10 protein-coding genes are annotated in these 14,224 nt (G+C 64.5%); 4 read left to right on the forward strand and 6 right to left on the reverse strand.

All coding sequences use genetic code 11. The annotated features are described in order from the left end of the window. Positions 1–246: 246 nt before the first annotated feature. The 6 genes from KUW62_RS09005 to KUW62_RS09030 all read right to left on the reverse strand — a co-directional run bounded on the left by KUW62_RS09005 (position 247) and on the right by KUW62_RS09030 (position 7,295). Positions 247–450: a formate dehydrogenase subunit delta gene (locus KUW62_RS09005; RefSeq protein WP_224815150.1), complete on the reverse strand. Its 204-nt coding sequence runs from the start codon at positions 448–450 to the stop codon at positions 247–249. Next, positions 440–1,249: a formate dehydrogenase accessory sulfurtransferase FdhD gene (fdhD, locus tag KUW62_RS09010; protein WP_224815151.1), complete on the reverse strand. Its 810-nt coding sequence runs from the start codon at positions 1,247–1,249 to the stop codon at positions 440–442. Before fdhD ends, KUW62_RS09005 begins: the two co-directional genes overlap by 11 nt. Beyond that, positions 1,246–4,155, reverse strand: coding sequence for a formate dehydrogenase subunit alpha (gene fdhF, locus KUW62_RS09015; RefSeq protein ID WP_224815152.1), 2,910 nt, complete (start codon positions 4,153–4,155; stop codon positions 1,246–1,248). The genes fdhD and fdhF overlap by 4 nt, the downstream gene beginning before the upstream one ends. Positions 4,156–4,267: 112 nt before the next feature. Further along, on the reverse strand, positions 4,268–5,764 hold the full coding sequence (locus KUW62_RS09020) for an NADH-ubiquinone oxidoreductase-F iron-sulfur binding region domain-containing protein (RefSeq protein ID WP_224817079.1): 1,497 nt from the start codon (positions 5,762–5,764) through the stop codon (positions 4,268–4,270). 20 nt (positions 5,765–5,784) lie between these two features. Beyond that, the gene (locus tag KUW62_RS09025) at positions 5,785–6,252 is read right to left on the reverse strand and encodes a formate dehydrogenase subunit gamma (RefSeq protein WP_224815153.1); all 468 of its coding nucleotides are present in this window, start codon (positions 6,250–6,252) and stop codon (positions 5,785–5,787) included. Between the two features lie 149 nt (positions 6,253–6,401). Further along, complete coding sequence (locus tag KUW62_RS09030) at positions 6,402–7,295, reverse strand: LysR family transcriptional regulator (protein WP_224815154.1); 894 nt, start codon at positions 7,293–7,295, stop codon at positions 6,402–6,404. Positions 7,296–7,500: 205 nt separating this feature from the next. Here KUW62_RS09030 and KUW62_RS09035 point away from each other — a divergent pair, with 205 nt between their 5' ends. The 4 genes from KUW62_RS09035 to KUW62_RS09050 all read left to right on the forward strand — a co-directional run bounded on the left by KUW62_RS09035 (position 7,501) and on the right by KUW62_RS09050 (position 14,215). Then, the gene (locus KUW62_RS09035; protein WP_224815155.1) at positions 7,501–9,567 is read left to right on the forward strand and encodes an RND family transporter; all 2,067 of its coding nucleotides are present in this window, start codon (positions 7,501–7,503) and stop codon (positions 9,565–9,567) included. Continuing rightward, the gene (locus tag KUW62_RS09040) at positions 9,564–10,022 is read left to right on the forward strand and encodes a hypothetical protein (protein WP_224815156.1); all 459 of its coding nucleotides are present in this window, start codon (positions 9,564–9,566) and stop codon (positions 10,020–10,022) included. Before KUW62_RS09035 ends, KUW62_RS09040 begins: the two co-directional genes overlap by 4 nt. Positions 10,023–10,163: 141 nt before the next feature. Next, positions 10,164–13,412 (forward strand): chemotaxis protein CheB, encoded by a 3,249-nt coding sequence (locus tag KUW62_RS09045; RefSeq protein WP_224815157.1) that lies wholly within the window; start codon positions 10,164–10,166, stop codon positions 13,410–13,412. Between the two features lie 83 nt (positions 13,413–13,495). Continuing rightward, complete coding sequence (locus KUW62_RS09050) at positions 13,496–14,215, forward strand: hypothetical protein (protein ID WP_224815158.1); 720 nt, start codon at positions 13,496–13,498, stop codon at positions 14,213–14,215. The last annotated feature ends 9 nt before the right edge of the window (positions 14,216–14,224 follow it).

Raw genomic sequence — 14,224 nt, forward strand, 5'->3', positions numbered from 1 at the left:
GCCGAATATTGAAACCTGTCTACCGCAGCGCCCGATCCGCCTCAAGCGCCCCCCGTCTTCCATGTGCCTCAAATATCCCCGCCGGAGGCATCCGACATCCGCCCCCGTCGACACCGTCGAGGCCCAAGCGCTGCCCGCGCCGACGCGGCCCTTGGGCCGCCCGGCGCGCCACGCCCAAAGGGCGACCGGAGGCTCCGCCTCCGCGTCGTCCGCGGGAGGACCCGGCAGGCGGACCGGGCCGACCAATCAGATCAGGGGGATCGCGTCCCGAACCAGCGGTGACAGATCGCTGTCGTCTTGCGCCGCCTGGGCCTTCAGCGCATCCCGCATCTCGGGCCCCCAGAAATCATTGAGATGCGCGGCCACCCGCTCCACCTGCCCGCCGCCCGGTTGGGTGGCGAAGAAGCTGGCGATCTGGTTGGCCATGCGGGTGAGTTTCTCAGGCTGCATCGGTCTGGCTCCGGTCGATACGGGTCGGGTGAGTGAAGGTCTCAAGCCGTCCGTCGCGGGCGAAGGCGGCAATGGTGAGGTTCGCGGCATCGGCCAGGCGCACGGCGTGGGCGGTCGGCGCGGAGACGGCGATCAGGATAGGACACTTGGCGAGGACGGTTTTCTGGACCATCTCGACCGAGATGCGGGAGGTGAGGATGACAGCGCCGCGGGACATGTCGCGGCCCATGCGCAGGCAGGTGCCGATCAGCTTGTCGAGCGCGTTGTGGCGACCCACGTCTTCGCGGGCGGCCACGATGCCCTGCCCCGGGATCAGGAAACCCGCGGCGTGGACCGCGTGGGTGAGGTCGTGGAGCGGTTGGTGCGCGCGAAGGGCGTCGGGGGCATTTGCCGCTTCGACCAGACCGACAGAGCCACCCTGCCCCAGCACCGGCAGATCGCGCAGCGCCTGTTCCAGCGAGTCGATGCCGCAGAGGCCGCAGCCGACCGGGCCCATCATCGCGCGGCGTCGGTCGCCCAGGGCGTCGGCGATGGCGTCCGGTACCCAGAGGCGCGCTTCGATACCGGCCTCGGTTTCGATGATCTCGACGGACTCTATCTGGCCAAATGTCGCGAAGCCTTCGGTAAAGGCGAAGCCCACGGCGAAGTCCTCAAGGTCGGCGGGCGAGCACATCATGACCGCCTGCGACGTGCCATTGACCGTGACGGCCACGGGCACCTCTTCGGGCAATGACCGCGCCACATCGCGCGCGCCATCGGCCCCAAGGGCCGAGGCGGATATGGAGCGGGTCGGTTTCACTCCGCCGCCGTCTGGATACGTCGCGCCATCGCGGCCTGCTGGTTGTATTCCCGCTGCCATTCGGTCGGCCCGTTCGAGAGGCCCACCTGCACCGCCGTCACCTTGTATTCCGGGCAATTCGTGGCCCAGTCGGAGAAGTCGGTGGTGATGACATTGGCCTGCGTGTCGGGGTGATGGAACGTCGTGTAGACGACCCCGGGAACCACCTTGTCGGTCAGCGTGGCGCGCAGGCTCGTCTCACCGGATCGGGAGGCCAGCTTGACCCAATCGCCTTCCTTCACGCCGCGCACTTCGGCGTCGTGGGGGTGGATTTCCAGCACATCCTCATCGTGCCAGATCGAGTTTTCCGTCCGCCGGGTCTGCGCGCCGACGTTGTATTGCGACAGGATGCGGCCCGTGGTCAGCAGAAGCGGGAAGCGTGGACCGGTGCGCTCGTCGGTGGGAATATATTCCGTCACGATGAAGCGCCCCTTGCCGCGCACGAAGCCATCGACATGCATGATGGGCGAGCCATCGGGGGCGGCGTCGTTACAGGGCCATTGGACGGAGCCGCGCTCCTCCAGCATCGCGTAATCGACATTGGCAAAGCCGGGCGTGGTCTCGGCGATCTCGTCCATGATTTGGCTGGGATGCGTGTAGTGCCAATCGGCCCCCATCGCCTTGGCGAGAAGCTGCGTCACTTCCCAATCAGCGTAACCATTCTTGGGCTTCATCACCTCCCGCACGCGATTGATGCGGCGTTCGGCATTGGTAAACGTCCCGTCCTTTTCCAGAAACGTCGATCCCGGCAGGAAGACATGGGCATAATTCGCCGTCTCGTTCAGGAACAGGTCATGCACAATGACGCATTCCATCGCCGCGAGGCCCGCGGCCACGTGGTGGGTATCGGGGTCGGATTGAAGAATGTCTTCGCCCTGGCAGTAGAGGCCCTTGAACGTGCCACCCACCGCCGCGTCGAGCATGTTCGGTATGCGCAGGCCCGGCTCCGGGTCGATCTCCACGCCCCACTTGCTTTCGAACAGCGCGCGCACCTCGTCGCCCTTCACGTGGCGGTAGCCCGGCAGTTCGTGCGGGAAGGAGCCCATGTCGCACGACCCCTGCACGTTGTTCTGACCGCGCAGCGGGTTCACCCCGACGCCCTCGCGCCCGATATTGCCGGTCATCATGGCAAGGTTGGCGATGCCCATGACGGTGGTGGAGCCTTGGGAATGCTCGGTCACGCCAAGGCCGTAGTAGATGGCCCCGTTGCCACCGGTCGCGTAAAGCCGCGCCGCCTTGCGCAGTTCCCCCGCCGGAACGCCCGTCAGCATCTCCGTCATCTCGGGCGAATGGCGCACGTCGCGGACGAATTCCATGTATTCTTCGAACTCGTCCCAATCACACCGGTCCCGGATGAATTGCTCATCGTAGAGCTTTTCGTCCACGATCACGTGGGCCAAAGCCGTCACAACGGCCACGTTGGTGCCCGGACGCAGCGGCAGGTGATGCGCAGCTTCGATATGGGCGGAGCGGACCACGTCCGTCTTGCGCGGGTCGATCACGATCAGCTTGGCGCCTGCGCGCACACGCTTCTTCAGGCGGCTGCCGAAGACCGGGTGCGCATCGGTGGGGTTGGCCCCGATGATGACGGCCACATCCACCTTCTCGACGCTATCGAAGTTCTGCGTCCCGGCGCTGGTGCCGAAGGTCTGCCCCAACCCATAGCCAGTGGGCGAATGACACACCCGCGCGCAGGTGTCGGTGTTGTTGTTCATGAAGACGCCCCGGGCAAGCTTTTGCACCAGGTAGGTTTCCTCGTTGGTGCAGCGGCTCGAGGTAATCACCCCGATGGACTTGCGCCCGTATTTTTCCTGCAAACCCCGCATACGATCGGCGGCGAAGCCGATGGCCTCCTCCCAGCTTACCTCTTTCCACGGCTCGTCGATGGAGTCGCGGATCATCGGGTTCAGGATACGGTCGGCATGGTTCGCGTAGCCGTAGGCAAATCGCCCCTTCACGCAGGAATGGCCGCGGTTCGCCTCACCATGCTTGTAGGGCGTCATGCGGACGAGTTCATCGCCGCTAAGCTCGGCCTTGAACGAACATCCCACGCCGCAATAGGCGCAGGTGGTCACGACGGAGCGTTCCGGGGTGCCCAATTCGATCACCGATTTTTCCTGGAGCGTCGCCGTCGGACAGGCCTGCACACAGGCACCGCAGGACACGCAATCGGAGGTCAGGAAATCGTTTGCGGGACCACCGGCGGACACACGGCTGTCAAAGCCCCGGCCTTCGATGGTCAGCGCGAAGGTGCCTTGGACCTCCTCGCAGGCACGGACGCAGCGGTTGCAGACGATGCATTTGGAGGGGTCGTAGGTGAAATAGGGATTGGAATCGTCCTTGGCGATCCATTCGGGGTTGGGCTGGTCGCCCTGGCGTTGTTCGAAATGATTGATGAGGCCCGCGCCGTCGGGGGCTTCAAAGCGCACATCCCGCAGTCCCACAGCGCCCGCCATGTCCTGCAATTCGCAATCCCCGTTGGCCGCACAGGTCAGACAGTCAAGCGGGTGGTCGGAGATATAAAGCTCCATCACACCCTTGCGGATCTTCTTCACCTTCTGGCTCTGCGTGCGCACAACCATGCCCTCGGCCACCGGTGTGGTGCAGGAGGCGGGCGTGCCGCGACGGCCTTCGATTTCCACCACACATAGGCGGCAGGAGCCGAACGCTTCGAGGTTGTCGGACGCACAGAGCTTGGGGATCTGCATGCCGATCTCGGCCGCCGCGCGCATGACGGAGGTGCCTTCGGGCACGGTCACTTCGAAGCCATCAACCGTCAGCGTGACAGGCGCGCCTTCGACGGCAGGGGTGCCCATGTCGCGGTCATCGAACATCTTGCGATCATTGGGGATGGTGAAATCCTTCATTGGGGCAGCGCTCCCTGTCTTCCATGTGCCAAAAATATCCCGGGGGGTGCGGGGGGCTGGCCCCCCGCTTTGGTCGACGACGCAGTCGGCGAAACACCGGTGTGATCTCCGCTCATTCCGCTGCCTCCCGCGTGACGGCGAATTCCTCGGGGAACTGCTCCAGCGCGCTCATCACCGGGTACGGCGTGAAGCCGCCCAAAGCGCAGAGCGAGCCGTCTTTCATCGTCTCGCACAGGTCCACCAACAACGGGATCGCCGTGGCGTCGCCCTGCCCGATCCGGTCGATGGTCTCGACCCCGCGCACGGCACCGATGCGGCAGGGCGTGCACTTCCCGCAGCTCTCGATCGCGCAGAACTCCATGGCGAAGCGGGCCATTCCAAGCATGTCGGCGGTGTCGTCGAAAATCACAACGCCCGCATGGCCGATCAGCCCACCTGCCCCGTCGAACGGCTCATAGGCGAAGGGCGTGTCGAATTTCTCGGGCGCGAAATAGGCCCCGAGCGGGCCACCGACCTGCACGGCCTTGACCGGGCGGCCGCTGGCGGTGCCGCCCGCGATGTCGTGGACGAGATCGCCGAGGGGCATGCCGAAAGCCGTCTCGAACAATCCGCCATGTTTGGCGTTGCCCGCGATCTGGATCGGCATCGTGCCCTTGGAGCGGCCAAGGCCGAAGCTGGCATAATGCGCCGCGCCCTTCTCGAAAATCACCGGGACGGTGGCGAGCGAGATGACGTTGTTGACCACGGTCGGGCGGCCCAGGAAGCCTTCGAGGGCCGGAAGCGGCGGCTTGGCCCGGACCACACCGCGCTTACCTTCCAGCGAGTTCAAAAGCGAGGTCTCCTCACCGCAGACATAGGCACCCGCGCCGACGCGGACCTCCATGTCAAACTCATGTGATGAATTAAGAACGCGCCCGAGAACGTTGTTTTGTCGTGCAATTTCGATGGCGGCGTTCATCACCTCGATGGCATCGGGATATTCCGAGCGCAGGTAGACATAGCCCTTCGTTGCGCCGACCCCGAGGCCTGCAATGACCATACCTTCGATCAGGCAGAACGGATCGCCCTCCATGATCATGCGGTCGGCGAAGGTGCCGCTGTCGCCCTCATCCGCATTGCAGACGATGTATTTTTGCGGGCCGTCCGCCTTGCGCACCGTTTCCCACTTGATGCCGGTGGGGAAGCCAGCGCCGCCGCGCCCGCGCAGGCCGGATTCGGTGACTTCGGCCACGATGTCGGCATCCAACATCTCGACGGCCCGGCGCAGGCCCGCGAGGCCGCCATGGGCCTCGTAATCCGCCAGTGAAAGCGGGTCGATCACGCCGCAGCGTTGAAAGGTCAGACGGTTTTGCCTGGCGTAAAACGGGATCTGCTCGACCGGACCAAGGCTCTCGGCGCTCCCATCAAGGATCGCGCCCACCATGCTTGGGTCTGTCGGGCCATAGCCAATCCGCACGCCATCGCGCTCCACCTCCACCAGGGGCTCCAGCCAGATCATGCCCCGGGAACCATTGCGGACAACCTCCGCCCCCGCCGCCTCGAACGCGGCCGCAACCGCATCTGCTCCCATCGCCTTTGCGGCCGCATCGCGGGGGACCCAGACCTTCATGACACCGTCCATGCGCCCTTTCATGGCGACACCTCCGCCACCAAAGCATCGGCCGTGACGCGACCGCGCACCTGGTCGTTGACCATCGCCGCAGGGCCGCAGGCACACAGACCCAGGCAATAGACCGGCTCCACCGTCACCCGCCCATCGGCGGAGGTTTCGTGCCAATCGAGGCCGAGCTTGCCCAGAACATCCTCGCCCACCACGTTTCCGCCGACCGCCTGGCACGCTTCCGCCCGGCAGATCTTCAGCACATGGCGGCCCGCCGGTTCGCGCCGGAAGTCGTGGTAGAACGAGATCACGCCATGCAACTCCGCCTCCGTGATGTTGAGGGCGTCGGCGATCGGCGCGCGCGCGGCATCGGGGATGTAGCCAAACGCCGCCTGCATCCCGTGCAGGATCGGCAGAAGCGGGCCTTCGCGGTGCACGTGAGACTGAATGATCGCGCTGATTTCCGCGGGATCATGCGGGGCGGCTGTGGTCGACATGGCTGGCTCCGGAACGTTCGTGCCGAAACTGCACCGGGATCATTCGAAATTCAATATCGCAATACCGTTGGTCGATTGAGATCTTGAATGAAAGGAATGCGACATCGCGCCGCCCGAACGCGACGCAATGCCTTGTAATTGCAGCAGGTTCACGCGTGGTCCTGCGCCATGAACCGGGTCTGCGCCATCAGCGCGGTCAGGACGGGCGTGTGCGGTTCGCGGTACGGCGCGACGAGGCCTACGATATGGTCCGTCCCGCCACCCGCGATTTCCCGTATGACGAGGTCCGGTTTGCCACCGCACAGGAAGTGCGCGATGTCGTGGGGCAAAACGGTGATCCAATCGCCCGTCTCCACATGGGCGGCAAGCACCAGGGTGGAGTTGCTTTCCACCTGCGCGTCGGGCGTCACGCCCGCCTCCATGAAATTCTCGTTGATGATGCGGCGGTTCTGCATGTTGGCCGTCAGAAGGCACAAACGCTCCCCGGCCAAATCCCCCCAATCCACCTTTTCTTGCAAGGCCAGTGGATGGTCCTTGTGAACCACGAGCGTATAGCGTTCGCGATACAACGGCTCGGTCGTGACACGCCCAAGCGGCTCATTGTCGAGGTAGGAAAGGCCGGCATCGGCCTCCAGATTTTCCAGCATCGACAGGATCTCCGTCGACGTGCGGCTGAGAATGGAGAAGCGGACATTGGGATGGGCTCGGGTGAAGCGCGCCGACAAATGCGCGGCCCAGGTGAGCGCCGTGGGGATCACCGCCAGCCGCACGATCCCGCTGAGCCCGTGGCGCGCGGTGCGCATTTCCTGCCGGAATGCGCGCGTGTCGCTGACCAGTTGCCGGGCCCAGACGAGGGCGCGCTGCCCTTCCGGCGTCAATCCCCCGAAGCGGGAGCCGCGGAAGATCAGCTGGACGCCCAACATCTCCTCCAACTGCTTGATCCCGGTGGACAATGTTGGCTGCGTCAGGCCAAGACTTTCGGCGGCCCGGCCGAAATGACCCTCCCGCGCGACGGCGATGAACATTTCCAGTTTGTTGATCATGGACCGGGTGTGCCGATGAAGCGGATGCATATCAATCGAAATTTTCAATCGTGCGGTGCCGCGGCACCCACAGCGATCCCGAAGCCATGCCCCATCGTAAGGGCGCATTCGTGCTATTTTATTCGTCTCTTCATCCTCCCATGCTATCTGCCCCCCACCGGCCACGGGTCAGAGCCCGCCGGATGATGCAGAAAGACGGGCAGGCATGACGCAGGCAGATATGGACCGCGCACGGGGCGGGATCGGACGATGGGCCATGGCCGTCCTCGCGCTTCTGGTGACGCTTCTGGCAGGCTACGGCGCACGCGATCTGCATGTGGATGCCGATGTCGTGGGCGCATTGGCGGGCAATTCCGAAGGATATCTGGCCTATGAGGCGTTTCAGGAGCGTTTTGCCCTGGGCCGCGCGGACGAGGCGGTGCTGATCCGCGCCGATGACCTGGCCGATCCCGCCGCGTTCGAGGCGTTGGAAAACCTGATCCTCGATTTGCAATTCGCACCGCCCGTGGCGGAGGTGGTGAGCCTGTTCACGCTGCCCGCAGAGGGCAGCACGACGCCGATGATCCTCGCCAACCCCGATGCGCCGCTGGTGGAGCGGTTCGCCGCGCTGCAACAGGCAGGGCCGGCGGCGGGTGCCTTGGTGTCGGAAGATCGGACGGCGGCCCTCCTCCACGTGATCGCGCGCAATGATGCGGCACCGGGCGACATTTATACAGAGTTGGAAGCGTTGAACGATCCGTCCTCCCCGATCTCCGCCATGGCCGTGGGTCAGGCGGCGGTGGAGCGGCAGATTTCCTTCGCGCTGATCCGCGATCAGGTTGTGGTGACACCGCTTGCCATCCTGATCTGCATGCTTGTGGGTGCATTGATCCTGCGCTCGATCCCCGCCGTGCTGGTCTGCGCCATCCCGTCGATCTGCGGCGTCGTGTGGTTCATGGGGATCCTGGGATGGAGCGGACAGGCGCTTGACCCATGGCTGGCCACCCTGCCGACGCTCGTGATGGTACTGGCCTTCGCCGACACGCTGCACCTTTTCTATGCCAGTCGCGACGCCGGCGGCGTACGGGCCGCGATACGGGAGGTTCTGCCCGCCGCCGCGATGACCACGTTGACCTCCGCGCTGGCGCTGGCGAGCTTTGCCATCGGCGGGACGGACGCGCTGATGGGGCTCGCGATCTGGGGGCCGGTATCCATGGTCTGTGCCTTCGCGGCAGTGGCGATCCTGTTCCCGCTTCTGGCTCGCCTGCTGATCCGGGAACGGACAACGCGGCCCGCGCAATTCACCGCGCTGCTTGGCCCCGCCCACGGCGCGCTGCGCCGGTATCGCCTTGTGGCGACGCTTGCCGCAATCAGCCTTGTCGCGCTCTTGCCCACGATCAACCAGGCGGAGCCGTCATTTTCGCTCTCCGAGCATATCCGCGACACCAGCCCCCTGGGTCAGGACATGGCGTTCATGGAAGCGGAGGGACTTGGCAGCGCCAGTCTGTTCGTGGAGATCGCCGATGCCGACGCCGAGCCGGGGTTGAGCGAAGCAGACGGCGCGCGGATCAACGCCGTGGCCGATGTCGTGTTGAGCGGAACCGGCAACGCAGGCACCGATGGGCCACCGCAGATCCCCGACCGGTTCCGCGCCGCCGATGGCCTGTCGATCGCCCTGCCCGTCCTGCTGCCGCTGGGGGCCGCGCCGGAGCAATTCGGGGCGGAGATCGACCGGCTGCGCGCCGAGCTTGACGCCGCCGACCTGACGGAGGTGACGCGCCTGTCGGGCCAATCCCTGCTGGCCCACGAGGTCGTGCCGGAAACCGTCGCGGCCATGCGGGCCTCCTTCTACCTCGCGCTGATCGCCATCGCGATCGTCGTGGCGATCTCCCAGCGTTCCGCGCTGCTGGCCGCACTCGCCACATTGATAAGCGCGATGCCGATGCTGGCGATCGAGGCCGTGCTGGTCCTGACGGGGCAAGGCATGACAATGACCGCCGCCTTCGCCCTGACCGTGGCGTTCGGGATCGCTGTGGACGACACAATCCACTACCTCAACCGCTGGCGACACAGCGACGGGGACGCGGCCACGCGATTGAACGCGGCCCTGGTGCAGGCCGGGCCGCCGATGATCGCCTCGACCCTCATCATGACGCTTGGTTTCGGGGCGACGATCTTCTCGGCCACGGCGAGCCTGCCGATCTTTGGCGCATTCGTGATCCTCGCCCTCTGGATGGCATTGCTGGCCGACCTAGGTTTCCTGCCATCCCTGATCCGCATGGTGACACGATGACCCGACCCACAATTCTTGCACTTGCCGCAATCCTTGCCTCGGCCCTGCCCGCGTCGGCGGATGTTCCGGATTGGCTTTCGGGGGAGTGGCGCACCGCCGCGCGCCTGACGGCACCGGACGGCGCGCGAATCCGCATCCGCTGCACCCTGGATGCTGCGTCGGCAAGCAGCGATTGGTCCGGCACCTTGGGATGCGCCACGGTACAGGGCCGGTTCGAGGGGCGCTGGCAGATCGCGACATCGGGGCCGTCCGCCACCGGGCGCGTGGTCTTTTCCGGGACCGAGGCGGCGGATTTGAGCGTTTCCGGCAGTGTCGGCGCTGACGCCATGTCCCTGCAATCGCCCGACGGTCAGGGCGTGAGCTTCCGTCCCGGCGCGGATGGCGCCCTTATCGTGGAGATGGACCGCCTTGGCCCGCAACGGCTGACCGGTGCGCTCACGTTCGAGACGCGCTAGCCCCGGTTTGCACGCCCGTGAACCGGCGCGTTAACCTTTGATTTCTTGCACCAATCCCCCCGGGGCATTACCGTCCGCGCCATCGGACCGCGCGTGGCAGGACCAATGCCGACGCGCCGCTCCACTGACCCGTGCGAGGGGATGATTATGGAAGATATACCGGCCCAGGACGGGACCGAAACGCTGTTCTTCGTGGGGATCGGCGCCTCCGCCGGCGGACTGGAGGCCGCGTCCTCCCTTGTCCAGAACCTGCCGACCGACGCCAATGCCGTCAATATCCTCGCGCAGCACATGTCGCCCACCCACAAGAGCCTTCTGACCTCCCTGATTGCGCGGGAAACGCCGCTTCCGGTGGAAGAACTGACGGACAAGACGAAACCGGTCCGCAACACGATCTTCATCACACCCCCCAATTCCGACGTCATCCTGGAGGATGGATTGCTGCGGCTGGTGGAGCCATCGGGCCATCCCGCCACACCCAAACCGTCCGCCGACCGGCTGTTCAAATCCTTGGCCGCGGAACAGGGGGAATATTGCGTGGGGATCGTGCTGTCGGGGACCGGCAGCGACGGAAGCTACGGCGTCCAAGCGATCCGCGAGGCCGGGGGGATCACCATCGCGGAGGATGCGGCGACGGCAAAATACGACGGTATGCCGGCCTCCGCCGCGGAGACGGGGTGCATCGACCTCACGCTTTCGCCCGAGCAGATCGGGCAACACCTGGAAAAGATCCTCGCGCGACCGCGGGATTTCGGCCAGCTGCGCCACCTGAACGAAAAGCCGACCAAACTGTCGAACCTGTTTCAGATCATCCTGGCGCGCACCGGGGTCGATTTCCGAGATTACAAGGACAACACCGTGACGCGGCGTATCAACCGCCGGATGGCCGCGCTCGATATCGAGGATTACGACGATTACGTCACCCATTGCCGGTCCTCCGCCGACGAGGTGGACGCGCTGTTTCGCGACCTGCTGATCTCCGTCACGCGCTTCTTCCGCGATCGCAACCAGTTCGAACAGCTGCGCCTGCAATTCGACCGCATGGTCAAGGGGCGCGATACCAACCAAATGCGCCTTTGGGTGGCGGGATGCGCGACGGGGGAGGAGGTCTATTCCGTCGCGATCCTGCTGGCAGAGGCGATGGGCGGGCTTGACCAGCTCAGCAAGTCGCGGGTGCAAATTTTCGCCACCGATATCGACGACCGCGCCATGGAAGTCGCGCGGCGCGGCACCTATCCGATCACGGCGGCCTCCGACATCCCATCGGCCTATCTGGACAAGTATTTCACCGTCCGCGGCGATCACATCGCCGTCGCCCCGGAATTGCGGGCCGTGACGCTCTTTTCGGTCCACAACATGTTCCAGGACCCGCCGTTCCTGAACCTCGACTTCGTTTCGCTGCGCAATGTCCTGATTTATTTCAACACGGCGCTGCAAAACCGGGTGCTGCACCGCATCCACTACGCGCTCAACCCCAACGGACTTCTGTTCATCGGCACGTCGGAATCCGTCGGAAACATGGAAAGCCTGTTTGAAAGCCGGTCAGGCACCGACAAGATATATGCCAAGCGCCGCATGGGCATGTCCAACGTGATCCGCCCCCAGATCACGACCCACGGGTCCGGGCGCTGGGGCGGGCACGGCAATCCGCGCCGTGCGGAAGAGGTGCAGACGCCGTCGGCCGAACGGGTGGACGATCTGCAATTTTCCGCGCTGGCCCGTGCGGTCGCCCCCAACGGCTTCATCCTGACCCGGGGCGGAGAGATCGTGCGTGTCTTCGGCGACATCTCCTCCTTCACGCAACTGACCGAGAACGCGCCACTCTGGGTGAGCATCCCCAACCTGCGCTCACCGCTGCGCGACGAGATCACGGGGCTTTTCACGACCGCGCTCAAGACGAAGAAGCGCCGCACGGGACGGTGGCATGACATGACGGGGCCGGACTTCGATCAGGCCCGTTCCGTCTGCTATCCGGTGGCCGCGCCCGACAAGGGCGAAGATCACGTGCTCGTCGCGCTGGAGACCCGGGTGAAGGAGAAGCCGACCGAGGCGTTGGAAACCATGAGCGAGGGGGATCGCAACGCCTATATCCGCCAGATGGAGCTTGAGGTTGCCCAGACGCGGGAAGCTCTGCAACAGACGGTGGAGGAGCTTCAGACCTCCAACGAGGAGCTGCAATCCATCAACGAAGAGATGCAGTCGACGAATGAGGAACTTCAGGCCACGAATGAGGAGCTGGAGACCTCGAACGAGGAACTGCAATCGACGAATGAGGAACTGATAACCGTCAACGAGGAATTGCAGGTCAATTCCATGGAACTTCAGCGGGTATCGGCGGAATTGTCGGCGACGCTCGATTCCGTACCCTTCCCGGTTCTCGTCATCGACCCGTCCCTGACCGTGCGCCGCGCGTCCAATGCCGCCCTTTCGGCCTTCCGGATCGGCGATCTGCCCGGCGCGGGCCTGCACCTGTCGGCCTGCAAGCTGCCCGAACGGATCGCCTCTCTTCCGCAATTGTGCAACGAGGTTTTCCGCTTTCGCGATGTCCGCACGATGACGGTCAGTGTCGGCGACAAGATCCACCGCCTGTCCGTCGCGCCCTTCCAGAACCAGGTCCACGATGTCACCGGCGTTGTCGTCACGATGGTGGAGGATTTCTCCTCCTCCGAAGCGATGGATTTCCTGCAACGGTTCGGCAATGTGGGCCATTGGCAGATCGACCTGAACACGGAGAAACTGTTCTGGTCCGACGAGGTTTTCCGCATCCATGGCATCGACCCCTCCGTCGGGGCGCCCGACATGGAGGGCGGGGTCGAATTCTACCACCCCGACGACCGACCCAAGGTTATCGAGGCGGTCCAGAAATGTGTTGATACCGGCGAGCCGTTCCGCTTCACCCTGAGGCTCGACCGCGCCGACGGCCGCCGGATCATGGTGGAGGCCGTGGGCAAGCGCATCGCCGATGAGGATGGCACGCCCCAGCGCGTGGTCGGCGTGTTCCGAAACGTGACGGACCTGATGACCACGCAATTGATCCTGCGCCAGATGGAGGAGTTGCAGGACGACCTTGGCCTCGCCTTCTACTCCATCGACATAAAGAACAACCTCCCCTACTGGAGCCCGAGCCTGTTCCGTCTGCTTGGCTATGACCCGCGTCTGAACGTGCCGTCCGTGCAGAACGCCATCGATATGTTTCACCACGACGATCAGCAGCGCGTGCAGGACATCCTTGACGGGGCGATGGGCTCCGGCGAGGCCTTCACGTTCGAAGCCCGCCTCGTGCGCCGGGACCGCACCATCGTCCATTGTCGCAGCAAGGGCCAGACAGCGCGCGATGACAACGGCGAAGCGACACATATTTTCGGGAGTTTCCAATTGCTTGACGATTGATCCTCAACTTTCGCGCCGCCATTAACCTCTTCTTAACGTCGGCGCGGATAAATTGAGACAAATCGACCACAGGAGTTTTGCTAATGGTGCCCCAGGCGCAGCAGAACCACGGGCTTTCGATCACCCTTGCAAAGACGGATGAAGATGGGCCCTGGGTGCCGCTGTCGGTCGCGATCGTCAGCCGGGATCTCCGTCATCGCATCACGTTTCGCCACGGACGCCCGATGGAAGAGGTGTTTCGCCCGGAATTGATCGACATGCTGGTGCCGGTCCTGTCGCGCTTCGACACGGACGCGGCCGTGTTCGCCAATCCCGAGGCGCAGATCCTGCTCCCCGGTCTGCGTCTGGAGCAATTGCGCGTCATCCACACGCCTGCGGAGGAGGGGCCGGCCCAGGCGCAGGTGCGTTTCGCGCGCGTCGCCGGCAATCCGCACCGCGCGCTCCGGATCGACGATGGCTGCGGCTATCCGGTCGATGGTATGGCGGCCCATGTCTATCAGGACGCTCTGAACTGGGTGCTGATGCCCGCCCTGAACCTCGCGACCCTTGCCGACGGACATGTCAGAACGGAAGATCAGAGGATCGCGGCGGAGGATAGCCTGGCGCGGCTGCGCGCATCGCGCGATCAGCTTCTGTTCCAGATCGAATTGGTCAAACGGGAATTGGGGCGGCTGGAACGGCGGGACTATGCCAACCTGCACAACGCCGCCTACGTGCAATCCGGCCAAACGCGGCCCCTTCTTGCGGCGGAGCCACCGCAGGAGAATTTTGCCACCACAAGGGTTCTGCGCGCATTGGAATGACGATCTTTC

It is taken from the genome of Hasllibacter sp. MH4015, from assembly GCF_020177575.1.
Taxonomy (GTDB): Bacteria; Pseudomonadota; Alphaproteobacteria; order Rhodobacterales; family Rhodobacteraceae; genus Gymnodinialimonas.